This window comes from Nisaea sediminum (assembly GCF_014904705.1).
Lineage (GTDB): Bacteria > Pseudomonadota > Alphaproteobacteria > Thalassobaculales > Thalassobaculaceae > Nisaea > Nisaea sediminum.
The window spans coordinates 583,581-606,033 of the sequence record NZ_JACZCQ010000001.1 but is presented as its reverse complement, the minus strand read 5'-3'; the positions used below and the strand labels follow the sequence as shown (position 1 = coordinate 606,033).

Sequence of the window (22,453 nt, the reverse complement as noted above, 5' to 3'; positions counted from 1 at the left end):
TTCAATCCGCGACTCTTTGCTTTCAACGGCGCCTTTCTTTGAGTAAACAGCTTCCGTCCCGTTGCACCTTCGCAGGTGCAACAATCAAACGGTGCCGTGCGTCCCGGACGCGAGTGCCCTGGACGCAAGGCACCGGAACCATGACTTGGAGAGAGCGACTTGGCCAAGTGGGTGTATAATTTCGGAGCTGGAAAGGCCGACGGTTCGGCCAAACTGCGCGAGCTGCTCGGCGGCAAGGGCGCCAATCTGGCGGAAATGGCCAGCCTCGGCCTTCCTGTGCCCCCGGGCTTCACGATCTCGACCGAGGTCTGCACGCATTATTACGCCAACGGCCGCACCTATCCGGGCGATCTGGAAGCCCAGGTCGAGGCCAGCCTGAAGGCGGTCGAGACCCAGCTCGGCCGCGGGTTCGGCTCCACCAACAAGCCGCTCCTCGTCTCCGTCCGCTCGGGCGCCCGCGCCTCGATGCCGGGCATGATGGACACGGTGCTCAATCTCGGTCTCAACGACGACACCGCCGCCGCGCTGGCGCGAGAGACCAATGACGAGCGCTTCGCCTATGACAGCTTCCGCCGCTTCATCCAGATGTACAGCGACGTCGTGCTCGAGGTCGAACACTACAATTTCGAGGAAATCCTCGAGGACTACAAAGACCTCAAGGATTACAGCCTCGACACCGAAATGACGGCGGACGACTGGAAGGTCATCGTCAAGGAATACAAAGCCCGGGTGAAAGAGGTTCTCGGCAAAGACTTCCCGTCCGATCCGAAGGAGCAGCTCTGGGGCGCCATCAGCGCCGTATTCGGCTCCTGGATGAACCAGCGCGCCAACACCTACCGGCGCCTGCACGGCATCCCGGAGGAGTGGGGCACCGCCGTCACCGTGCAGAGCATGGTGTTCGGTAATATGGGTAACGACTGCTCCACCGGCGTCTGCTTCTCCCGCAACCCGTCGACCGGCGACAATCATTTCTACGGCGAGTTCCTGGTCAACGCGCAGGGCGAGGACGTGGTGGCGGGTATCCGCACGCCGCAGCCCCTCACCCTCAAGGAGCGCGAAGAGAGCGGCAGCACGCTCGCCTCGATGGAAGAGGCACAGCCGGAGGTCTTCAAGGAGCTCTGCGACATCCGCGCGAAGCTCGAGGGCCATTACCGCGACATGCAGGACATGGAGTTCACGGTTCAGCAGAACCGCCTCTGGATCCTGCAGACCCGCAACGGCAAGCGGACCGCCAAGGCGGCGCTGAAGATCGCCTGCGACCTCGTGCGCGAGGGCGTGATCGACAAGCGCGAGGCGATCAAGCGCATCGACCCGGCACAGCTCGACCAGCTGCTGCACCCGACGCTCGATCCGTCCGCGGAGCGCGACGTGGTCGGACGCGGCCTGCCTGCCTCCCCGGGCGCGGCCAGCGGCCAGATCGTCTTCACCGCCGACGAGGCCGAGGAATGGGTCAAGGCCGGCAAGAAGGTCGTTCTGGTCCGCAACGAGACCAGCCCCGAGGATATCGGCGGCATGCATGTAGCCGAGGGCATTCTGACCACCCGCGGCGGCATGACCAGCCACGCGGCGGTCGTCGCCCGCGGCATGGGCACGCCCTGCGTCTCCGGCGCCGGCGAGATCAAGGTCGACGCGAAGAACAAGGTGATGCTGGCCGGCGGCCGTGAATTCGCCGAGGGCGACGTCATCACCCTCGACGGCACCACCGGCGAGGTGATGAGCGGCGAAGTGGCCACCATCAAGCCGGAACTGACCGGCGATTTCGGCGAGCTGATGAGCTGGGTCGACGAGTTCCGCGTCCTCGGTGTCCGTGCCAACGCGGAAACGCCGCTCGACGCGCAGACCGCGGTCGATTTCGGCGCCGAGGGCATCGGCCTCTCGCGCACCGAGCACATGTTCTTCGATCCGGAGCGCATCGTGCACATGCGCGAGATGATTCTCGCCCGCGACCCCGAAGCGCGCCGCGCGGCGATCGCCAAGCTGCTGCCGTACCAGCGCGAGGACTTCACCGCCCTCTTCCGCATCATGAACGGTCTGCCGGCGACCATCCGCCTGCTCGACCCGCCGCTGAACGAGTTCCTGCCGCATACCGAAGAGGAAATGCAGGATGTGGCCGACGCGGCCGGCGTCTCCCTTCGCGCATTGGAGCTCCGCAAGGCGGAACTGGACGAAGCCAACCCGATGCTCGGCCATCGCGGCTGCCGCCTCGCGGTGACCTATCCGGAAATCTGCGAGATGCAAGCCCGGGCCATCTTCGAGGCCGTCATCGCGGTCAAGAAGGAAGGCATCACGGCCATTCCGGAAGTGATGATCCCGCTGGTCGGCATGAAGGCGGAAATGGATGACCAGGCGAAGATCGTTCACCGCATCGCGGACGCCGTGAAGAAGGAAAGCGGCGAGGAGTTCGACTATATGGTCGGCACCATGATCGAGCTGCCGCGCGCCTGCATGGTCGCGGACGAGATCGCCGAGACCGCCGAGTTCTTCAGCTTCGGCACCAACGATCTGACGCAGACCACCTTCGGCTTCTCGCGCGACGACGCCGGCTCCTTCATCGAGGAGTACCTGCAGCGCGGCCTGCTGCCGGCCGATCCCTTCATCACCATCGATCGTGACGGCGTCGGCGCCCTGGTGCGCATGGGCGCTGAAAAAGGCAAGAAGACGCGCCCGGACCTCAAGATGGGGATCTGCGGCGAGCATGGCGGCGATCCCGAGTCCGTGCGCTTCTGCCACGAGGTCGGCCTGACCTACGTCTCCTGCTCGCCCTACCGCGTGCCGATCGCGCGTCTGGCTGCGGCCCAGGCGGCGATCGACGAGGCGGATGCCGCCGGAGCGCGAAGCGCGGCTTAATCTGCGTAAGACATACGAAAAAAGAGACGCCGCCCATCGGGCGGCGTTTTCTTTAGGTGGTCGTTCCAGAGATTGCCGGAACGATCACTGAGAGACCGATGTCGAGCTTCTTCCATACCGAGCGACCGACCGCGAACGCGGTTTTGGATTGATCATCGTTCTTGACGGCGACATGCTGCAACCGGCCGTGCTGCGGCGTCTTAAAGTGGATGCGGGTGTCCTGCCCGCGTTGGTCCAACGGAGAAATTCAATGGTTGCCGTCTATTCGCACGGCCGTCCGACAGTGCGTGCTGTCGGCGGAATGGTCTCTTCCGCTCACCCGCTCGCCTCGGCGGCCGGCGCGAAAATGCTGGAGGCCGGCGGCAACGCGTTCGATGCGATCGTCGCCACCGCCGCAGTCCTGAATGTCGCCGAACCCTTCATGTCCGGTCTTGCCGGCCTCGGCTGCGCCACGCTGTTCACGGCGAAGGACGGACAAGTCCGCGTTCTCGACTTCCATCCGCCGGTGCCCGCCGCCTTCGACGCCGACAAGCTCGGCAGTCTCGATATCCGCGACGGCGCGAATGCGAGCGGCACGCCGGGCAATCTCGCGGGCTGGTGCAAGCTCGCCTCCGAGCTCGGCACACTCCCCCTCACCACCCTGCTGGCGCCGGCGATCCGGCATGCAAGGCAAGGCGTCCCGGTCTCACCCTTCTTCGTCGAGATGGTCGCCGTCAGCCGTCCGAGAGAGATGCAGCCGGAATGGCTCACGACCTATATCGAGCCGTCCGACAACGCCACGCTCAATACGGTCTTCAAGCAGCCCGATCTGGCAAATACTCTGGAAGCCATCGCCTCCGAGGGACCGTCCTATCTCTACGACGGCCCGCTCGGCCGGCAGATGGCGTCGCATCTCCAGTCGCTCGGCGGCTGCATGTCCGAGGACGATCTCGCCGCCGTCGAGGCGGTCTGGGAAGAGCCGGTGGTCACGCGTTATCGCGGCCTCGACATTCACGTGCCGCCACCGCCCGCCGAGTCCTTCCAGTTCCTGCTGACCATGAAGCTGCTCAGCGGCATCGATTTCGCCGGCAAGGAACATCTCTCTGCCGATCATCTGGATACAGTGTTCCGGGCCGTCCGGCTGGCGGCCGAGACCCGTATCCGCAACAACAAGTGCAGCCCCGACATGGTCGCGGAACTCCTGAGCGATCGCTATATGGACCCGCTGCGCGATCTCCTGCTCGCCCCCGCACCGATCATCGGACGGACGGAACAATTCGGCACCGGCCCCCGCCCCGACGGTGTCAAGCTGCGGGAGCACACGACGTCCATGTCCGCCGTGGACCGCGACGGCAACGCGATCTGCCTGACCCAGAGCCTCGGATCCATGTTCGGGTCCGGCGTCGTCATCCCGGGCACGGGCGTCATCATGAACAACTTCATGAACTGGGGCGATCTGCATCCCGACTCGCCGAACCGCCTCGTCGGCGGAGAGCGCTTCGGCATGTGCCTCGCCCCCTCGATCTCTCTTGCGGATGGCGACGTTGTGCTCGCGCTTGGCACGCCCGGGAGCTACGGCATCCTTCAGACCCAGGCGCAGGCCATGGTCCATCACCTCGATTACGGCCTCGAACTCCAGGCCGCCATCGATGCGCCGCGTGCCCGGCTCTGGGATGGTGCCAAGGTCAATCTGGAAGCGCGCGTGGAGGAGCCGGTGATCGAAGAACTGAAGCGGCGCGGCCACGAGATCGCACTGGTCAAGCCGTTCTCGATGGAATGTGGCGGCATGCATGCGATCCGCCGCGACCCGAAAAGCGGCGCACTCTCCGGCGCAGCAGATTCCCGCCGCGACGGCGCGGCGATCGCGATCTGAAGATCGGCCTCAGGCCGCACAGTCAGAGATCCACAAGGCGGATGGCGCCGGAACGCGGAGCGCGGCCTGACAAACTCCTAAAACGGGCAACAGGGATACCTGTTGCCCGTGCCGTCTGTTTTACGTCTATGCGGATGTCGGGGATGTTTCGCCCTAAAGAAGGAATAGGCCTGCCGTTCCAGCCCTTACCAGCGATAAAATTCCTCAATTCCCAGACAGCTTTCACCTTGCATGATCCGTTCATGCAGGTCGTCGCCCAAGTCGAGGTCCAGATTGAACCTGTTCTTTGACTGCTCTCCGGCGACAACAGGCTCAAGCCGGTCCAAGCCGTAAAACTCGCCCACGTCTCGCACGGCGCCAGCCCAATCGCGCACTGCGTCCTCGTAGCGCAATACAAGACAGCGGTCCTTGAGCCGGTCTTTCTGGTCTTTCCAGTCACGGAGCCATGTAATGTTTTGGCGGACCAGTTGCTTGGCACGGTCCTGATCCGGGTTTTCCAATCCTTCTCTTCTGAGCAGAGAAACGGTCGAATCTATCGGGTTTCGGATCAGCAGTACCAGTTTCGAAATACCCGACTGCTCGATCTTTTCGAGCTCAGCGGCTTTCGCTTCCGAATGCATGCGGGAAATCAGGCCCCCCAACCCGAGTTTGCTGGAATAAAGCCCATCGCACTCGGTGAAGCCCAGCTCGTTTGAATTGTAGCAGAGGTAATTCTTGAATCCCCACGTGTTGATCACGCTGTCCCTGAGATAAGTGCTCCCGGATCTCGGCAAGGCGACTATCAGTACGCTCGGCAAGTTCGGGTTTCTTTCGAGAAGCGCCCGGGACAGATCCACGCCCCGATTGCTGTCACTGAACCGCTCCACGATCCGGTTCAACTCGAGAAGTTCCTCGAAACAGTCATTGTCGAATGAAAACTTCATCAGGCTCTTGATCAGAGCGACATTCCGCTCCTGTTCCGCTTGGGCGATCACCTGTCGAAGCTTCTGCCGTTCCGGAGACAATGCTCCACTCATAGAAACCCTCCCGATGGCAGACACTCGACATCGGCGCAGCGTGCCAGCTCACTTGAATTCATCATGCGGTTTTCGGCGTCAGGCGGCTTTGTGCGCCGGATTCATCAGCATCTCATAATGCGGGATGCCATCCTCGTCATACGGACCGCGGATGATCTCGTAGCCCACGCTTTGATAGAAATCCTTGAGGTAGGCCTGCGCATTGAGTCGAAGCGGCACATCGCCATAAAGCGCCCTCGCCCGCGCATGCCCCTCCTGCATCAGGGTCCGGGCGATGCCGCGGCCCCGCGCCGCCGGCGTGACCAGCACACGGCCGAGCGCCGGCTCGTCGTAATAATCGCCGGGACCGAGGATCCGCAGATAAGCGAGAAACGTATTATGCGCTCCCCGTCCGATCAGATGACGAGCGACCTGATCCTTGCCGTCGATATCCGGATAGAAACACTTCTGCTCCAGGACGAAAACGTCCTGTCGGTGGCGCAGGATATCGTAGAGATCCGCGCCGGTCAGCTCGTCAAAAGTTACGAATGTCCAGTCGATCAAAGCGACTTCCTTTTCCGCTCTCAGGAACGTCCCGCCGCCTGCCATAACGCGGGATAGCGCCTGCGGACAAGCGCCGTTATCGGCACGATAGCAAAACCGCGTGCCTTTGCATCCGGAATCCAGTCCCGGAGCACGGTGATGGTCGCGTCGTGCGGATGCCCGATGGCGATTGCGCTGCCGGTCTGGCGTGCGATCTTCTCCACCTGCTCCAGCCGGTAACGCACCTCTTCGGGCGAGTCCTCGTTGTCGAGGAAAACATCGCGCTTCAGAACCGGGACGCCGGCCGCCGCCGCCGCCTCGGGCCCCGCGGTATCCGGCGCCGTCACGCTATCGAGGAAGAACAAGCCGCGCGGCGCCAGCGCCGCCATCACCGCGTCCATTCCGGTCCGATCGGAGGTAAACCGGCTGCCCATATGATTGTTGATGCCGACATAGCCCGAAAAACGCGACAGGCCCCAGTCGAGCTTGCGGGCCAGTTCGGCCCGGTCGTCCCTGATTCTGAGGACGTTCGGCCCCGGATCCGCATCGGCGCTCTTCGGCTGCATCGGGATATGCACCATCAGCTCGTGACCGTGAGCCCGCGCGTTGGCGGCCTGTTCAGCGATATCCTGCGCGTAGGTGAGGTAGGACAGCGTCAGGGGGCCAGGGAGGGCGACCACCGCATCCGAACGGCGCCGGTCGATGCCGACATCGTCGATCACCAGCGCGATCATCGGCAGTCCCGGCTGCGGCGTGACGGAGACGGCGTATTTGACCCAGGCGAGCGGGTCATTGCGAACAGCAGGCTTTACCGGCAGGGAGGGCGCGGGAACAGCCGCCGGGAGCGGCGTCGCAACGGGTTCCGGTTCCGGCTCGGGTTCCGCGATACGGGCCACCAGACGGTCCATCGCCGCCTGGTCCGACGGCCCCGGAGCACTCGGCGGAGCCTTCTTCGGAACAGGCGAGGCGGCGCGCGGTGCGGCGGCAACGGGCACGGTTTCCGGATCGCTCCCGAACTGCATCCCCGCCCAGAGTCCGGCAGCGAAAACGGCCGCGATGAAACCGCCGGCGCCAAGCGCGACTGCCGCCTTGCCAAACCTGCTGCTCGCCTTGCGTTTCCGCGCCATGCACCGGACCCAAAAAAATTTGCCAAGCCCTGTCTCGCGGGGCAGTCTCTATTCGCAAGCTTGGCCACTTGCTATAAACACTAGAAGAGCCTTCGATCTTACTTCAACTGAATTCGATAAAAGACTGAAAATGTTCATACTTATCGACAACTACGACAGCTTCACCTACAATCTGTGGCACTTTCTCGGATCGTTGGGTGTCGAGGTCGTCGTTCATCGTAACGACAAGATCTCGGTCGATGAAGTGATGGCGCTCAACCCGCAGGGCATCGTGCTTTCCCCGGGACCGTGCGATCCCGACCGCGCTGGCATCTGCCTGCCGCTCATCGAGGCGGCGGCCGGAAAGGTTCCTGTCTTCGGCGTCTGTCTCGGACTGCAATCGATCGGACAGGCTTTCGGCGGCAAGATCACCCGCGGCCCGATCCCGATGCACGGCAAGATCAGCAAAGTCAGCCACACCGGCAAGGGTGTGTTCGAAGGCCTGCCCAGCCCGTTCGACGCGACGCGCTACCATTCGCTCGTGGTCGACCGCGCCACCCTGCCCGATTGCCTCGAGATCACCGCCGAGACCGAGGATGGGATGATCATGGGGCTGCAGCACCGCGAGCTGCCGGTGCACGGCGTGCAGTTCCATCCGGAAAGCATCGCCTCCGAGCACGGCCACAAGCTGCTGCAGAACTTCCTCCGCATCGCAGGCGTCAATGCCGAACCACTGAAGCCGCTCGATGTTCTGGAATCCGAACTGAGGAAGACCGGGACATGAGTGGCGACATCCAGGACATGAAGTCGCTCATCGGGCATGTGGCGACGGGCGCCACCTTGTCCGAAGAACAGGCAGAGGCCGCGTTCGACATCATTATGACGGGCAATGCCACGCCCGCTCAGATGGGCGGGTTCCTGATGGCGCTCCGGGTCCGCGGCGAGACCGTCGAGGAAATCACAGGCGCCGCCCGCTCTATGCGGGCGAAGGCACTGCGCATCAAGGCACCGGCCGACGCGATCGACACGGTCGGCACCGGCGGCGACGGCGCCAAGACGTACAATATCTCCTCCGCCAGCGCTTTCGTGCTCGCGGGCGCCGGGATCCCGGTCGCCAAGCACGGCAACCGCGCCCTCTCCTCTCGCACCGGGGCGGCCGACGTGCTGACCGCCCTGGGCATCAACAACGAATGCGACATGAGCCTGGTGCAGAAGGCGATCGACGAGGCCGGAATCTGTTTCCTGATGGCGCCGCGGCACCATTCCGCGATGCGTCACGTCGGCGGCACCCGCGTCGAGCTCGGAACACGAACGATCTTCAACCTGCTCGGCCCGCTCTCCAACCCCGCCTTCGTGAAACGGCAACTTGTCGGCGTGTTCGCGAAGGAATGGGTCGAACCGGTCGCGCACGTGCTCCAGAGGCTCGGTTCCGAGAAGGCATGGGTGGTGCACGGTTCCGACGGGCTCGACGAGGTGACGACGACAGGCCCGACCTATGTCTCCGCACTGGAGAACGGCGCCGTGCGCTCTTTCGAAATCTCCCCGGAAGATGCCGGTCTGCCGCTGGCGAAAGCGGAGGACCTGAAGGGTGCCGGGCCGGAAGAGAACGCGAAGGCGCTGCGCGCGCTGCTCGAAGGCAAGCCGGGCGCCTACCGCGACATCGTTCTGTTCAACAGTGCCGCGGCACTGATGGTTGCCGACAAGGTCTCCGATCTGAAGGACGGTGTCGCGATGGCCGCCGAGGTGATCGACAGCGGCAAGGCGCTCGCACGTCTCGACGACCTGATCCGGGTTACCAACAGCCTGAACGAGGCGGCGGACGATGAGTGACGTACTGGCGAAAATCTGCGCCGACAAGCGCGAGCACGTTGCCGCCTGCAAGGCCGCGCGCCCGCTTGCCGATATCAAGGCCCGTGCCGGCGACGCCTCGCCGCCCCGTGGCTTCGCCAAGGCATTGACGGCGGCCTCGCGCAGCGGATACGGACTGATCGCGGAAATCAAAAAGGCCTCGCCGAGCAAGGGACTGATCCGCGCAGATTTCGATCCTCCCCGCCTTGCCGAAGCCTACCAGGCGGGCGGTGCGACCTGCCTTTCGGTGCTGACGGACGTTCCCTATTTTCAGGGCCACGACGATTTCCTCGTCGCCGCGCGCTCCGCCGTCACGCTACCGGCGCTGCGCAAGGACTTCATGCTCAATCCCTACCAGGTCTGGGAAGCGCGCGCGCTCGGCGCGGATTGCATCCTGCTGATCATGGCCGCATTGGAGGACGCCGAGGCGTCGGAGCTGGAAGCGCTCGCCTTCGAGCTCGGCATGGACGTGCTGATCGAAGTGCATGACGGCAACGAACTGGACCGCGCCCTGGCGCTGAAATCGCCGCTGCTCGGCATCAACAACCGCAACCTGAAAACCATGGTGACGGATCTCGCGGTAACCGAGGAACTTGCGGCACGGGTACCGGCCGAGCGGACACTCATCTCGGAGAGCGGCCTCTATGCGCCGTCAGACCTCGCCCGCATGGCTGCCGTCGGCGCCCGCTGCTTCCTCGTCGGCGAGAGCCTGATGCGGCAGGCCGACGTCACCGCCGCCACCAGGGCCCTGCTGAGCGATCCCGTCCCGGCGGTCGCCTGAACCAGAAGGCCGCAAGAGCCATCGGGAGGAAATGTTGGGCGAACTGACCCATTTCGACGAGCGCGGCAATGCCGCCATGGTCGATGTCGGTGACAAGGAGATCACCGAACGGATCGCGACCGCGGCCGGCACGGTGACCATGGCTCCGGAAACCATGAAGCTGATCGTGGATGGCGGTGTGAAAAAGGGCGACGTGCTCTCCGTCGCGCGCCTCGCCGGGATCATGGGAGCTAAGAAGACGCCGGACCTGATCCCGCTCTGCCATCCCCTCGCCCTCACCTCCGTGAAGGTCGACCTCCACTGCGATCCCGCGCGCAATGCGGTCGACATCACCGCCACCTGCAAGCTCAAGGGCCGGACCGGCGTCGAGATGGAAGCGCTGACCGCCGTCAGCGTCGCCGCCCTCACCGTCTACGACATGTGCAAGGCGGTCGACCGGGGCATGAAGCTCGAGAACATCCGCCTGATCCGGAAATCGGGCGGCAAATCTGGAGACTGGCATGGCGAGTGACCTGCTGCCAGTCGAGGAAGCCCTGAAGCGCATCCTCGCGGCGATGCCGCTGATGCCGGCCGAGGAAGTTCCGCTGACCGAGGCTCATGGCCGGACCGCCGCCGCCGACATCGCCGCGCGGCGCACCCAGCCGCCGGAGGCGGTCTCGGCAATGGACGGGTATGCGGTGCGCGGCGCCGACGTGGCTGAAGCGGGCGCGAAGCTGAAACGCATCGGGACCGCTCCTGCAGGCCACATCTTCGAAGGCACGGTCGGCCCTGGCGAGGCGGTCCGGATCTTTACCGGCGGCGCCATTCCCGACGGGGCCGACACCATCGTGATCCAGGAAGACGTGAACGCCACCGCGGAAGCGGACGGCGCCACGCTCGAGGTGACAGAGGCCACGAAGACCGGCGCGTTCGTGCGTGCGGCCGGCCTCGATTTCCGCGAGGGCGACATCCGCATCAAGGCCGGCAAGGTGATGACCGCCCGCGATGTCGGCATGGCCGCGGCGATGAACGTGCCCTGGATCGAGGTTCGACGGAAACCGCGCGTCGCGATCCTGCCGACCGGCGACGAGATCATCCGCCCGGGCGACCCGACCGGTCCCAACAAGATCGTCAGCTCCAACAGCTATGCGCTGGCCGCGCTTGTGCGCGCCTGCGGCGGCGAACCGACGCTGCTCGGCATCGCGCCGGATACCGTCGAAGGCATCCAGGCCATGGTGCGCGGGGCGCGCGGCGCGGACATCCTGATCACGACGGGCGGCGCCTCCGTCGGCGAGCACGACCTGATACGTCAGGCCCTCGGCACCGACGCCTTCGGACCGGACGGGCTGGAGCTGGATTTCTGGAAGATCGCGATGCGGCCGGGCAAACCTCTGATCTTCGGGCATATCGCACGAACGCCGCTCCTCGGCCTGCCGGGCAATCCGGTCTCGACCATCGTCTGCGGCACGATTTTCCTGCGCCCGGCGATCGCCACCATGCTCGGACGGACCGAACCGCATACGACGGTCCTGAAGGCCCGGCTGGCGAAGCCGCTGAAGGAAAACGACCGGCGGCAGGATTATCTGCGCGCGGTCTATCATCTCGACGGGAACGGCGAGGCCGTGGCCGAGGTCTTCGAGCGGCAGGACAGCTCGATGCTCGCGCTGCTCGCCGACGCCAATTGTCTGCTGATCCGCCCGCCGCATGCGCCCGCAGCACCTGCGGGAGAGAAAGTGGACATCATCCCGCTCGGCATCGGTTCCATTTCGATCTGATCGCCCCGTGCAATCAATAGCTTGACGCGCCACAGGAACCAAAGTAGAACATTTCCGATGTTTATCTTTTGTTCCTGAGGGAACCGGCACGGGAGTCTCTGATGCTTACGAAAAAACAGCACCAGCTATTGCTGTTCATTCAGGAAAGATTGGAAGCGACCGGCGTTTCTCCCTCTTTCGACGAAATGAAGGACGCGCTGGACCTGAAATCGAAATCCGGTATCCATCGGCTGATCACGGCGCTGGAGGAGCGCGGCTTTATCCGCCGCCTTCCGCACCGCGCCCGTGCGCTTGAGATCTTGCGCACCCCGGACGCAAGCTCCGCAGCCAAAGTCGCGACAGCCGCGCATCCGGCGGCGCTCGACCGGCCTGCGAGCCGCGGCTTCACGCCGAACGTCATTCCCGGCAACTTCGCCCGCGCCGAACGCGGTGAGGAAGAGGTCGCTCCGGCCACCGCCAGCGCCCCGCCGCCCCCCCTTCCCGCCGGTTCCGACGAGGAAATTGTCGAAGTGCCGATGAAGGGGCGGATCGCTGCCGGCACACCGATCGAGGCGCTGAGAGACGACAGTGCCAAGGTCGCGATCCCTGGCTCGATGATCCGTGCGGGAGAACATTACGCGCTCGAGGTCGCAGGCGATTCCATGGTCGATGCAGGCATTCTCGACGGCGACACGGTGATCATCCGGCGCTGCGACACCGCGGAGAATGGAAGCATCGTCGTCGCCTTGGTCGACGAGCACGAAGTCACGCTGAAGCGGCTGCGCCGCCGCGGTTCGGCGGTCGCGCTGGAGCCGGCCAACCCGAATTACGAAACCCGGATCTTCGGCCCGGACCAAGTGCAAATCCAAGGCTGCCTTGTCGGCCTTATGCGGAAATATTGAGGAAACGCGAGGACGGCATTCGCCGACCGAGGGATCAGCGGGTGTTGCCGCCCCAGATCATGCCGAGATCGGCGATCCGGACATCCGCCTGCTTCTTCTCACGGGCGCGCACCGAAAGAACATGGCGCTTCTCTTCCTGCGCCTTGTTGATCGCGACACTCTTGATTTCGCGCCGGTTGGTCAGCGGAATCTGATCGAACACCGAGGTCGCCCATTCGTGACGGGCGGCATTCTCGACTTCGTCCGAGGCTTTCTTGATGGCGATATAGGCGAGGTTTTTCTGCCCGACGACATCGGAAACAGACGCGGCCAGAATGTTCAACGCGCGTTTTTTGACCGTATCCGCCACCTCGGGCCCACCTTCCTGAGAAAGACACTCACTAAGGAGTTGAATTCTATCACTTAATAATATGATCTATTTTTTGAGAAAATTCAATCTTTTTTAGCTTTAGGAAAAGTCTTTCGTCCGGTCCACGGCCGCTCTCCACGCACGTAACGCGCATAAACCACTCTGGGTCTTGGCCCGTCAAACCAGACCGCGATCGATCCTCCAGGACGCAGGTCCCGAGGCCCCAGAATCAGCCGTGGAACCGAACAGCCTTCCGGAACCCTGATGCGGGTTACAAGGATGTCGGCTCTAAGGCAGTCCTCCGCCAGAGATTGGGCACTCGAAGACCACGCGACGGTGCCGATGCCGGCGGCCACGAACACGCAACCGAGCGGATCGCAGTCGAAGCGCCTGCCGGTGCCCTCTTCCCGCAGACCTGCGCGGCGGCGCCAGACAAGAGCCTCGAATCCGTTCCGCCCCGAACTCGTCGCAAGCTCACTGCCGGCATGAACCCCGATGACCCGCCCCCGGTCGCTGATCACCAGAGCGGGCGGGCGCCAGGGCGAGAGCAGCAGAAGTACCGAGGTGACGATCAAGGGCGCCACACCGAGGTAGCGCCAGCGCGATCGCCACAGGCAGAGCCACAGGCCCGACAGGGCCGCAGCTCCCGCGACCCAGCCGGGACCTGCACTCACCGCATAGGTGGCAAATGGCCAAGTCTGGATCTCCGTGGCGAGGGACAACACCAGATCTAGCCCCCAGCCCATGGGCACGAGCGCGACGGCTTCCCATCCGAACGGTAACAGAACCAGGGCGGCCACGCCCCAGGGCATGATCCACATACCCGCCGCCGGGACCGCGAGAAGATTGGTCGCGACGCCATAGAGAGCCGCTTTCTGGAAGTGATGGAGCGCGACCGGCAAGGTTGCGAGGGACGCAACCAGGGAGGTGAGCGCCAGCAGGAGAAGGTGGCGGAAGCTCTTTCTGAGCAGACCGTCGGAACCCGTTGCGCCGCTCCAGTAACCGGTCTCATAGACTGCGACGAGCGCTGTAACGGCGGCGAACGAGAGCTGAAAACTCGCACTCAGGAGATAATCCGGCCGAAAGAGCAGAATGGTCAGCGCCGCGAATGCGATCAGCCGCATCGAGATCGCCCGGCGGCCGAGCACGATCCCGCCAAGGACGATCGCGGTCATGACATAGGCGCGCAATGTCGGGACCGCAGCGCCCGAAAGCAGCAGGTAGAATGTCGCGAAGGCCAGGGCTGCGACCGCCGCGATCACCCGGGTCGGACAGAGCAGGGCCGTTCTGGCCGAGAGACTGAGAAGCAGGCGGACGAAACCGAAGACGCAGCCGGCGACCAGCCCCATATGAAGCCCGGAAATGGCAAGAAGATGCGCGATCCCCGCATCGCGCATCGCCGTTTCCGCAGTCTCGGATATCCAGTCCCGGTCGCCGACGAGAAGCGCCGCCGCAAGCGCTCCGGTATCGCCGGAGAGGCGATCGCGGATCCGCTCCGACAAAACCTGCCGGAGCTCTTCGACCCTCCCTCTATAGCCGGGCACCTGAACGGCGGCTTCGACGGAGTGCGGCGCCAGAGCGAACCCGACGGCGCCGATGCCCTCGAAAAAGAGTGCGCGCTGAAAATCGTAGGCATGGGGAGACACCGGTGGAGGGGGCGGCTGGAAGCGTCCGAACACCCGGATCCGGCTGCCGGGCAGAGGGACCTGGTCCCGATTCAGCAGGAGCACGCGCGCCCGTCCCGGCAGCTTCTCCGCAGGCAGGCGCCCAAGACTTTCCACCTGCAGGATAATCCTTCGGCCGCGCGGCGTCATGCCGACCGTTTCCACCACACCGGCAACAGCGGCGGTGATCCCTCTCTCAAGTACCGGCGCTTCCACACTCAGGGTGCGGACCTGAGCCGCCGTAAACCCTGCGGCACCGACCACCAGAAGACCCGCGAGGAAAGCCGGCAGCGCGCGCTGACGCACCGCCAGGAAGACCATTATCGCGCACAGCAGGGAGGCTGGTCCGGACAGAAAGTGCGGTTCGACCGGCAGATCGAAATAGATCAGTATCCCTGCCGCCAGGGCGACAGGAAGCCAGAGTCCGGCCCGTTCCCGCTCGGCCTCCTGAAAATGCGCCAGTCCTGCCGCGGCCCTCGCGGCAAGCGGCAGGAGGCTTTTCGTCCAATCTCGCACTGCCCCGGCCAATGTGCTAAATAGCCCCGCGCCCGTGGGATCCAGACCCCGCCGGCGCCGCCAGATCCACAGGAATCACGAGAAACCGCCCCATGTCCGTCGTTACGCGTTTTGCCCCCTCGCCGACCGGCTTCCTCCATATCGGTGGAGCCCGGACCGCGCTCTACAACTGGCTCTATGCGCGGCACATGGGCGGAAAATATCTGGTCCGCATCGAGGACACCGATCGCGCGCGCTCCACGCCGGAAGCCGTGCAGGCGATTTTCGACGGGCTCGACTGGCTCGGTCTGCTCGGCGACGAGGAGCCGGTCTATCAGTCGACCCGTCTCGAACGGCATGCCGAGGTCGCCCACGAGCTGGTGAAGATGGGCCGGGCCTATTTCTGCTATTGCACGCCGGAAGAACTCGCGGCCATGCGCGAGGAGGCCAAGGCTGCCGGCAAGCCGATGCGTTACAACGGCATGTGGCGCGACCGCGATCCCTCCGAAGCCCCGGCCGGCGTCGATCCCGTGGTGCGCCTGAAGGCGCCGCTCGAGGGCGAGACCACGCTGGTCGACCATGTCCAGGGCGAGGTCACCGTGCAGAACCAGCAGCTCGACGATTTCGTCCTGCTCCGCGGCGACGGCACGCCGACCTACATGCTTTCCGTCGTGGTCGACGATCACGATATGGGGATCACGCACGTGCTGCGCGGCGACGATCACCTGAACAACGCCTTCCGCCAGGCCGCGCTCTATCGCGCGATGGACTGGGACGTGCCCGAGTTCGGCCATATCCCGCTGATTCACGGTGCCGACGGCGGAAAGCTCTCGAAGCGACACGGAGCACTCGGGGTCGATGCCTATCGCGAGATGGGCTACCTCCCGGAAGCGCTGAACAATTATCTGCTGCGCCTCGGCTGGGGCCATGGCGACGACGAGATCATCTCCTCCGCGCAGGCGATCGAATGGTTCACGCTAGAGGCGGTCGGCCGCTCGCCCTCGCGCTTCGACCTCGCCAAACTGGAAAATCTCAACGGCCATTACATCCGCGAGGCCGATGATGCCCGCCTCACCGATCTCGTGGTCGATGGGCTCGGCAATATCAGTGAGATCGGCCGCAGCCGGATTCTGAAGGGCATGAACGGCCTCAAGCAGCGCGCCAAGACCATTGTCGAGCTGACGGAGAATTCCGCTTTCTACGCCGCCTCCGTGCCGCTGCCCTTCACGGAGAAGGCCAACAGCCTGCTGACCGAAGAGGCGATCGGACATCTGAAGACGCTCACCCAGCGCCTGGAGGTTCTGTCCGACTGGACCGAGGAAGCCGTCGAGAACGCCGTCCGCGAAGTCGCCGAGGAGGCGGACCTGAAACTCGGAAAGCTCGCCCAGCCGCTGCGGGCGGCCCTCACGGGATCAACCGTTTCCCCCGGGATTTTCGAGGTCGCAGCGGTGCTGGAACGCGCGGAAACCCTTGCCAGACTCAAGGCTGTTTGCGGCACTGCACAATAACGATTAATATCCGCCGCGATTTAGCGGCAATGTTGCTCCACCCGAACGTGGAGCGGCCGCTCAACGAGAACTAAGGGAAGCTCAGGATGAACAAATCAAACACCGGCAGCTTTACGCTCACCGACAATCAGTCCGGCAAGAGTTACGAACTCCCCGTCCTGAAAGCCTCGGTCGGCCCGGATGTGGTCGATGTACGGAAATTCTACGCTGAGACCGACCACTTCACCTACGACCCCGGCTTTACCTCGACCGGCTCCTGCGAGTCCGGCCTGACCTTCATCGACGGCGACAAGGGTATCCTGCTGCATCGCGGCTACCGGATCGAAGACCTCGCCGCCAATTGCAGCTTTCTCGAAGTTGCCCATCTGCTCCTCAACGGCGAACTGCCGAACAAGGAGCAGAAGGCCAAGTTCGACCATGACGTCACCTATCACACGATGGTGCACGAGCAGCTGAGCAACTTCTATCGCGGCTTCCGCCGCGACGCGCATCCGATGGCAGTGCTGTGCGGCGTCGTTGGCGCGCTGTCGGCCTTCTATCACGACTCGACCGACATCAACGATCCGCATGCCCGGATGGTCGCGTCCTTCCGTCTGATCGCGAAGATGCCGACGCTGGCGGCAATGGCCTACAAGTACTCCGTCGGCCAGCCGTTCAACTACCCGAAGAACGATCTGTCCTACGCCGAGAACTTCCTGCACATGATGTTCGCGGTCCCTGCCGAGGACTACAAGATGAACCCGGTTCTGGCGAAGGCCATGGACCGCCTGTTCATCCTGCATGCCGATCACGAGCAGAACGCGTCGACTTCGACCGTCCGCCTCGCCGGTTCCTCCGGCGCCAACCCGTTCGCCTGTATCGCCGCCGGTATCGCCTCGCTCTGGGGTCCGGCCCACGGCGGTGCGAACGAGGCCGTGCTCACGATGCTCAACGAGATCGGCCACAAGGACAACATCAACGAGTACATCAAGAAGGCGAAGGACAAGGACGATCCGTTCCGCCTGATGGGCTTCGGTCACCGGGTCTACAAGAACTACGACCCGCGCGCGAAGGTCATGCAGGAGAGCTGCCACGAGGTGCTCGAGGTGCTCGGCGTCGAGGATCCGCTGCTCGAACTGGCGATGGAACTCGAGAAGATCGCGCTCGAGGACGAATATTTCGTCGACCGCAAGCTGTTCCCGAACGTCGATTTCTATTCGGGTATCGTGCTGAAGGCGATGGGCTTCCCGACCTCCATGTTCACCGTGCTCTTCGCCGTTGCCCGGACCACGGGCTGGGTCGCGCAGTGGAAGGAGAGCATCGAGGATCCGCAGGCGAAAATCGGCCGCCCGCGCCAGCTCTACACCGCCCCGCCCGACCCCCCGTCCGCCCCGCGGGACAAACGCTGAGACCTCCCCCGAAACGAAAAACCAGACGGCGGCCCTTCGGTGCCGCCGTTTTTTTCGCCGATATTGGAAACTCCCGGATCTACTTGAGGGCGATCCCGGCCGCTGCGGCAACGGCGAACGCGGCGGTATCCGACGGAGAGGCATCGTCGGTTCCGAGGGCTTCCCTGAGATCGCGTGCGGCGGCGGCACAGTCGGCACGCGCCCGGGTGTCGTCGAACATCCGCGCCGCCGCGACCGTGAGTGCCTGCGGTATGCAGTTCTCCTGCAGGAAGAACGGCTGCACGACCCGCCCGAGAATCCGGTTTGCCAGAACCACGGCATCCAGATTGACCAGCCTCCGGCCAATAGGCGCGGAAAGCGGGCTGACCTTGTAGGCCACCACGGTCGGCACGCCGGCGAGCGCGAGTTCGAGTGTGACAGTGCCGGAGGCGGCGAGCGCCACGTTCATCGCATCGAACGCGTCGTATTTCTCCGCTTCGCCCTCAAGGACGACCGGACGGCCCGGCCAGTCCTTGACCGTTTCCCTCACCTCCTCGGCAACGCCGGAGACGGTCGGCACCAGAATGCGAAGATCCGGATAGCGCGCAATCAGCCGTCGGACGGTATCGGCAAAAATCGGCATCAGGCGGCGAACCTCTCCCGGCCGGCTGCCGGGAAGAACCCCAAGCACCGGCGCCCGCGGCGGGATCTGGGCACGGGCGCGCAAACGGGACCCGTCTCCTTGCGGCTGAACGGAAGCGGGATGTCCGACGAAAACCGTCTTAAGCCCATGCTCTTCGAAATAGGGCGGCTCGAACGGAAACAGGACCAGAAGCCGGTCGAGGAAACGGGAGATCGCCTTGGCCCGCCCAGGACGCCAGGCCCAGACCGTGGGCGCAACCATGTGCACGAGCGGGAAATCGACCGTCCCTCCCTTGGCGCGGAGCTTGTTCAGCCGTTTCTGCACCCGGAGGCTGAAAGCCTTCGAATCCACGGTGACGAGGATGTCCGGCTGCTTCGATAGGATATCAGTGACGGTCTGCCGGATCCGGCGGAGCAGCTTCGGCGCATGGGGCAGAATTTCGAACACCCCCATGACCGCCATCTCCGAGATCGGGAACAGGCTTTCCAGCCCCTCCCGGCGCATCAGGTCGCCGCCGACCCCGGCAAAGCGGATATTCCCGCCCGTCATGCGCTTCAGGGACCGCATCAGACCGGCGGCGAGAACGTCGCCGGAGGCCTCGCCCGCGATCAGATAGACCAGCGGCGCACCCGTCTCTTCCGTGCTCATCTTCTTTCGTCCCGCAACGCGGAAATCCCGGTCAGGAAGAGCCCTTCCGCATCCGCCGCCGCAACCACGGCCTCCCGGTCCACCAGAATGGTCGAGCCCGCCTCGACGGCGATCCCCTGGAACCCCGCGCTGACCGCACCGCGAACCGTCTCAACACCTATGGTCGGCAGATCGGCGCGCCGCTCCTGGCCGAGTTTCTTGATCTTCACCAGAACCGGGCCCGGCGCCCCGCTCCGCTTCAGTTGTCCGGCCCGCGCGACCATCGCGTCGGTGCCCTCGACAGCTTCGACCGCCAGCACCAGCCCCTCCTGAACCGCGACCGCCTGGCCGACATCGGCCGGGCTGAGAGCCGTCAGGACCTCGAGTCCGCGGAAAATGTCCTGCCGTGCCGCTTCGCCCGGGACGGCATCGGTCAGAGTGCCCTCGGGCATCAGATATCCGCCGAGCACGTCGTCAATTCCGACAACCCGGAAGCCGTCGCGCTCAAGCTCCTCGATGATCAGGGAGAGCAGTCCGTCGTCGCCGAAGGCCTTGCGACCGGCACGGGCCAAGGCCTTGGCGGACCGCAGATCGAGACTGAGATCGGAGAAGGCCGGACGACGCATCGGTCCCGCCATGACGACTTCCTCGACCGAAGCCTCCTTCAGCCTCTTCAGGGTCGCGCCGGTCGCTCCGAGGCGCATCCAGGCATGCTCCAGCCCCTCGACCGTCTCCGGGTCGGTCTGCCCCTCGAAGGCGATGACGAAGACACCGTCGCCGCTTTCGAGACGGCGTTCGGCAATCCGCCGGGGAAGAACCCCGCCGCCGGCCAGAATTCCGAGCTTGGGCATGGCCCGACCTCAGTCCTTGCTGGGCTGGCAGATCGCGCCGCGGCTGCTGGTGGCGCGAATGAAGTCGACGATCTCGGCGACCGCTTCGTGGTCCTGGTATTCCCGCGCAACCTCGTCGACCCGCTCCTGGAACGTTCCCTCGTTCGCGAAGAGCAGGCGGTAAGCCTTTCGCAGTTCGGAGATCTGCTCCGGCGTATATCCACGCCGCTTGAGGCCGATCAGGTTGAGACCGGAAAGTCGCGCCCGATCACCCATAACGAGGCCGAAGGGAATGACGTCGTTTTCCACTCCGGTGAGCCCGCCGACCATCGCGTGCTTGCCGATACGGCAGAACTGACGCACCGCGCTGAGGCCGCCGAGGATGGCAAACTCGCCAACCGAGACATGCCCGGCCAGAGTGGCATTGTTGGCCAGGATCACATTGTCGCCGACATTGCAGTCGTGCGCGACGTGGGAACTCGCCATGAAAAGGCAGCCGTCGCCGACCTTCGTCAGCATTCCGCCGCCTTCCGTGCCCGGATTCATCGTCACATGTTCCCGGATCACGTTTTTCGCACCGATATGGAGCTCCGACGGCTCGCCGCCATATTTCAGATCCTGCGGAATATGCCCTATCGAGGCGAAGGGGAAAATCTCCGTCCCCGGACCGATCCGCGTGCGGCCTTCGACCACCACGTGGGATTTCAGGCGGCAGCCGTCACCGAGGACAACGTTAGGCCCGACGACGCAGTATGGCCCGATCTCGACGCCCTTGCCGATCTCGGCCGCCGGATCGACGATCGCGGTCGGGTGGATCTTCCGCTCTGCTGATGTCATCGGCTCTATTTGTCCACGATCATGGCGGAAAAGGTGGCCTCCGCGACGAGGTTGCCATCGACTTTCGCCGCGCCTGTGAATTTCCAGACCGGTCCGCGATTGCGCGCTTTCTCGACATGAATCTTGATCTGGTCGCCCGGCACCACAGGCTTGCGGAAGCGGGCATCGTCGATGGTCATGAAATAGACCAGCTTGCCTTCCGCATCCGGACCGAGCGTCGCCACGACGAGACAGCCCGCCGTCTGCGCCATCGCCTCGATGATCAGCACACCCGGGAAAACCGGACGGGCCGGAAAGTGTCCGTGGAAGAAGTTCTCGTTGATGGAAACGTTCTTTATGCCGACCGCCTTGACGCCGAGTTCGATCTCTTCGATCCGGTCCACCATCAGAAAGGGATAGCGGTGCGGAATCAGTTCCATCACCCGGTTTACGTCGATATCGGTCTGCGTGACGTTTTCTGTTTCCGAATCTGCGGCGCTCATTTGCTCTCCTGGTCTTTCTTGCGTCGCCCCAAGGCTCTCAACGCCCCAACCTGACGGCGGAATTCGTTGATGGGCACAGCGGGCGCGCCGCCTATTTTCTGGCCCGGGTCGACCGAATTGCTGATCCCGGACATCGCCGCGGCCTGCACTCCGTCCCCGAGTTCCAGATGCCCCGCGACACCGACCTGTCCGGCCAGCACCACGTAATTACCGATCCGAGCGCTTCCAGCAACGCCAACCTGGCCGCAAATTATGCAGCCTTTTCCGATTTGTACGTTGTGGCCGATCTGCACGAGATTATCAATCATGGTGCCGCGGCCGACCACCGTATCGGGCCCGCTTCCGCGGTCGATACAGCTGTTCGCGCCGATCTCGACATCGTCCCCGATGATCGCCCGCCCGAGTTGCGGCATCTTGATCAGCCCGGTCTCGTCGACCTCGAAGCCGAAGCCACAGGTTCCGATCCGGGCGCCGGGATAGATCACCACCCGTTCCCCGACCAAACAATGACTGAGCGACGCATTCTCGCCGATCACCGTTCCCGCACCGATCTCGACGGCGCGTCCGACGGCAGCCCCGGCGCGGACACGAACACCGGCACCGAGCTTGGCATCGGCTGCAATCGTCACGCCGGGTCCGACGAAGCACCCCTCGCCGAGGGTGGCGCTCGGATCGATATGGGCAGACGGATCGATGCCGGCGGGTTCCTCCTCCTCCGGGTAGAACAGCGCCGCGATCTTCGCGAACGCCCGGCGCGGCCGCTCGCTGACGATCAGCGCGACCGTTTCGGGTGCCCGGTCCGCGATGTTGCGCGGCAGCAGGCAGACGGCCGCCTTAGAGCTCTCTAGCGCGCCGACATAACGCCGGTTCTCGACGAAACAGATATCCGCCGCCGTGGCCTCCTCGACCGCGGCCACATCCTCGATCACATAGCCGGGGTTAGGGCAATTGATCAGCTCGCCGCCGACCCGCTCCGCCAGCTCCGCGATCGAATAGGTTCCAGATTTCCTGAAGAATCTCTTGTCCGGCATGTGCGGCAGCCAG

The 22,453-nt window shown here is 64.2% G+C and carries 20 protein-coding genes; 10 read left to right on the top strand and 10 right to left on the bottom strand.

Annotation, left to right across the window (positions count from 1 at the left end; all coding sequences use genetic code 11):
* Window positions 1-159: 159 nt before the first annotated feature.
* Entirely contained in the window at window positions 160-2,847 is a 2,688-nt protein-coding gene (gene ppdK / locus IG122_RS02850) for a pyruvate, phosphate dikinase (protein WP_193180207.1), read from the top strand.
* A 250-nt stretch (window positions 2,848-3,097) separates the two neighbouring features.
* Complete coding sequence (locus IG122_RS02845; protein ID WP_193180206.1) at window positions 3,098-4,699, top strand: gamma-glutamyltransferase family protein; 1,602 nt, start codon at window positions 3,098-3,100, stop codon at window positions 4,697-4,699.
* Window positions 4,700-4,884: 185 nt separating this feature from the next.
* On the opposite strand, the gene IG122_RS02840 is transcribed toward IG122_RS02845, so the two are convergent.
* From IG122_RS02840 to IG122_RS02830, 3 genes are all read right to left on the bottom strand, one after another.
* Window positions 4,885-5,715, bottom strand: coding sequence for a sulfotransferase (locus IG122_RS02840; protein ID WP_193180204.1), 831 nt, complete (start codon window positions 5,713-5,715; stop codon window positions 4,885-4,887).
* Window positions 5,716-5,793: 78 nt separating this feature from the next.
* On the bottom strand, window positions 5,794-6,258 hold the full coding sequence (locus IG122_RS02835) for a GNAT family N-acetyltransferase (protein ID WP_226893273.1): 465 nt from the start codon (window positions 6,256-6,258) through the stop codon (window positions 5,794-5,796).
* Window positions 6,259-6,278: 20 nt separating this feature from the next.
* Window positions 6,279-7,364, bottom strand: a complete 1,086-nt coding sequence (locus tag IG122_RS02830; protein ID WP_193180200.1) for a divergent polysaccharide deacetylase family protein — start codon at window positions 7,362-7,364, stop codon at window positions 6,279-6,281.
* A 130-nt stretch (window positions 7,365-7,494) separates the two neighbouring features.
* Here IG122_RS02830 and IG122_RS02825 point away from each other — a divergent pair, with 130 nt between their 5' ends.
* The 6 genes from IG122_RS02825 (at window position 7,495) to lexA (ending at window position 12,607) form a co-directional block, all read left to right on the top strand.
* Window positions 7,495-8,127 (top strand): anthranilate synthase component II, encoded by a 633-nt coding sequence (locus tag IG122_RS02825; RefSeq protein ID WP_193180198.1) that lies wholly within the window; start codon window positions 7,495-7,497, stop codon window positions 8,125-8,127.
* The gene (gene trpD / locus IG122_RS02820) at window positions 8,124-9,173 is read left to right on the top strand and encodes an anthranilate phosphoribosyltransferase (protein WP_193180196.1); all 1,050 of its coding nucleotides are present in this window, start codon (window positions 8,124-8,126) and stop codon (window positions 9,171-9,173) included. Before IG122_RS02825 ends, trpD begins: the two co-directional genes overlap by 4 nt.
* The gene (gene trpC, locus IG122_RS02815) at window positions 9,166-9,972 is read left to right on the top strand and encodes an indole-3-glycerol phosphate synthase TrpC (RefSeq protein WP_193180194.1); all 807 of its coding nucleotides are present in this window, start codon (window positions 9,166-9,168) and stop codon (window positions 9,970-9,972) included. The genes trpD and trpC overlap by 8 nt, the downstream gene beginning before the upstream one ends.
* A gap of 31 nt (window positions 9,973-10,003) precedes the next feature.
* Window positions 10,004-10,483, top strand: a complete 480-nt coding sequence (gene moaC / locus IG122_RS02810; RefSeq protein WP_193180192.1) for a cyclic pyranopterin monophosphate synthase MoaC — start codon at window positions 10,004-10,006, stop codon at window positions 10,481-10,483.
* Window positions 10,473-11,726: a molybdopterin molybdotransferase MoeA gene (locus IG122_RS02805; protein WP_319024798.1), complete on the top strand. Its 1,254-nt coding sequence runs from the start codon at window positions 10,473-10,475 to the stop codon at window positions 11,724-11,726. Before moaC ends, IG122_RS02805 begins: the two co-directional genes overlap by 11 nt.
* A 101-nt stretch (window positions 11,727-11,827) precedes the next feature.
* On the top strand, window positions 11,828-12,607 hold the full coding sequence (gene lexA / locus IG122_RS02800) for a transcriptional repressor LexA (RefSeq protein ID WP_193180190.1): 780 nt from the start codon (window positions 11,828-11,830) through the stop codon (window positions 12,605-12,607).
* A gap of 34 nt (window positions 12,608-12,641) precedes the next feature.
* On the opposite strand, the gene IG122_RS02795 is transcribed toward lexA, so the two are convergent.
* Both IG122_RS02795 and IG122_RS02790 read right to left on the bottom strand, forming a co-directional pair.
* Window positions 12,642-12,956 (bottom strand): hypothetical protein, encoded by a 315-nt coding sequence (locus IG122_RS02795; protein ID WP_193180188.1) that lies wholly within the window; start codon window positions 12,954-12,956, stop codon window positions 12,642-12,644.
* A gap of 83 nt (window positions 12,957-13,039) precedes the next feature.
* Window positions 13,040-15,136 (bottom strand): ComEC/Rec2 family competence protein, encoded by a 2,097-nt coding sequence (locus tag IG122_RS02790; protein WP_193180187.1) that lies wholly within the window; start codon window positions 15,134-15,136, stop codon window positions 13,040-13,042.
* Window positions 15,137-15,228: 92 nt separating this feature from the next.
* Between IG122_RS02790 and gltX the strand changes: the two genes are divergently transcribed.
* Window positions 15,229-16,623 (top strand): glutamate--tRNA ligase, encoded by a 1,395-nt coding sequence (gene gltX, locus IG122_RS02785; protein WP_193180185.1) that lies wholly within the window; start codon window positions 15,229-15,231, stop codon window positions 16,621-16,623.
* Window positions 16,624-16,709: 86 nt separating this feature from the next.
* Window positions 16,710-18,011: a citrate synthase gene (gene gltA, locus IG122_RS02780; protein ID WP_193180183.1), complete on the top strand. Its 1,302-nt coding sequence runs from the start codon at window positions 16,710-16,712 to the stop codon at window positions 18,009-18,011.
* 79 nt (window positions 18,012-18,090) lie between these two features.
* Here gltA and lpxB read toward each other — a convergent pair whose 3' ends face one another.
* Genes lpxB through lpxD form a run of 5 tightly spaced genes read right to left on the bottom strand, consistent with a single transcriptional unit; the run spans window position 18,091 to window position 22,440 of the window.
* On the bottom strand, window positions 18,091-19,281 hold the full coding sequence (gene lpxB, locus IG122_RS02775; protein WP_193180181.1) for a lipid-A-disaccharide synthase: 1,191 nt from the start codon (window positions 19,279-19,281) through the stop codon (window positions 18,091-18,093).
* Complete coding sequence (locus IG122_RS02770; protein ID WP_193180179.1) at window positions 19,278-20,111, bottom strand: LpxI family protein; 834 nt, start codon at window positions 20,109-20,111, stop codon at window positions 19,278-19,280. The genes lpxB and IG122_RS02770 overlap by 4 nt, the downstream gene beginning before the upstream one ends.
* A gap of 9 nt (window positions 20,112-20,120) precedes the next feature.
* Window positions 20,121-20,927: an acyl-ACP--UDP-N-acetylglucosamine O-acyltransferase gene (gene lpxA, locus IG122_RS02765; RefSeq protein WP_193180178.1), complete on the bottom strand. Its 807-nt coding sequence runs from the start codon at window positions 20,925-20,927 to the stop codon at window positions 20,121-20,123.
* A gap of 5 nt (window positions 20,928-20,932) precedes the next feature.
* On the bottom strand, window positions 20,933-21,409 hold the full coding sequence (gene fabZ, locus IG122_RS02760) for a 3-hydroxyacyl-ACP dehydratase FabZ (protein WP_193180177.1): 477 nt from the start codon (window positions 21,407-21,409) through the stop codon (window positions 20,933-20,935).
* On the bottom strand, window positions 21,406-22,440 hold the full coding sequence (gene lpxD, locus IG122_RS02755) for a UDP-3-O-(3-hydroxymyristoyl)glucosamine N-acyltransferase (RefSeq protein WP_193180176.1): 1,035 nt from the start codon (window positions 22,438-22,440) through the stop codon (window positions 21,406-21,408). The genes fabZ and lpxD overlap by 4 nt, the downstream gene beginning before the upstream one ends.
* Window positions 22,441-22,453 lie beyond the last annotated feature (13 nt).

What these genes read in the sequence shown, in the direction of transcription:
- IG122_RS02845 (WP_193180206.1), top strand. Translation starts at nt 3,098, where the DNA reads ATGGTTGCCGTCTATTCGCACGGCCGTCCGACAGTGCGTGCTGTCGGC.
- IG122_RS02840 (WP_193180204.1), bottom strand. Translation starts at nt 5,715, where the DNA reads ATGAGTGGAGCATTGTCTCCGGAACGGCAGAAGCTTCGACAGGTGATC.
- IG122_RS02830 (WP_193180200.1), bottom strand. Translation starts at nt 7,364, where the DNA reads ATGGCGCGGAAACGCAAGGCGAGCAGCAGGTTTGGCAAGGCGGCAGTC.
- IG122_RS02825 (WP_193180198.1), top strand. Translation starts at nt 7,495, where the DNA reads ATGTTCATACTTATCGACAACTACGACAGCTTCACCTACAATCTGTGG.
- trpD (WP_193180196.1), top strand. Translation starts at nt 8,124, where the DNA reads ATGAGTGGCGACATCCAGGACATGAAGTCGCTCATCGGGCATGTGGCG.
- trpC (WP_193180194.1), top strand. Translation starts at nt 9,166, where the DNA reads ATGAGTGACGTACTGGCGAAAATCTGCGCCGACAAGCGCGAGCACGTT.
- moaC (WP_193180192.1), top strand. Translation starts at nt 10,004, where the DNA reads ATGTTGGGCGAACTGACCCATTTCGACGAGCGCGGCAATGCCGCCATG.
- IG122_RS02805 (WP_319024798.1), top strand. Translation starts at nt 10,473, where the DNA reads ATGGCGAGTGACCTGCTGCCAGTCGAGGAAGCCCTGAAGCGCATCCTC.
- lexA (WP_193180190.1), top strand. Translation starts at nt 11,828, where the DNA reads ATGCTTACGAAAAAACAGCACCAGCTATTGCTGTTCATTCAGGAAAGA.
- gltX (WP_193180185.1), top strand. Translation starts at nt 15,229, where the DNA reads ATGTCCGTCGTTACGCGTTTTGCCCCCTCGCCGACCGGCTTCCTCCAT.
- gltA (WP_193180183.1), top strand. Translation starts at nt 16,710, where the DNA reads ATGAACAAATCAAACACCGGCAGCTTTACGCTCACCGACAATCAGTCC.
- lpxB (WP_193180181.1), bottom strand. Translation starts at nt 19,281, where the DNA reads ATGAGCACGGAAGAGACGGGTGCGCCGCTGGTCTATCTGATCGCGGGC.
- IG122_RS02770 (WP_193180179.1), bottom strand. Translation starts at nt 20,111, where the DNA reads ATGCCCAAGCTCGGAATTCTGGCCGGCGGCGGGGTTCTTCCCCGGCGG.
- lpxA (WP_193180178.1), bottom strand. Translation starts at nt 20,927, where the DNA reads ATGACATCAGCAGAGCGGAAGATCCACCCGACCGCGATCGTCGATCCG.
- fabZ (WP_193180177.1), bottom strand. Translation starts at nt 21,409, where the DNA reads ATGAGCGCCGCAGATTCGGAAACAGAAAACGTCACGCAGACCGATATC.
- lpxD (WP_193180176.1), bottom strand. Translation starts at nt 22,440, where the DNA reads ATGCCGGACAAGAGATTCTTCAGGAAATCTGGAACCTATTCGATCGCG.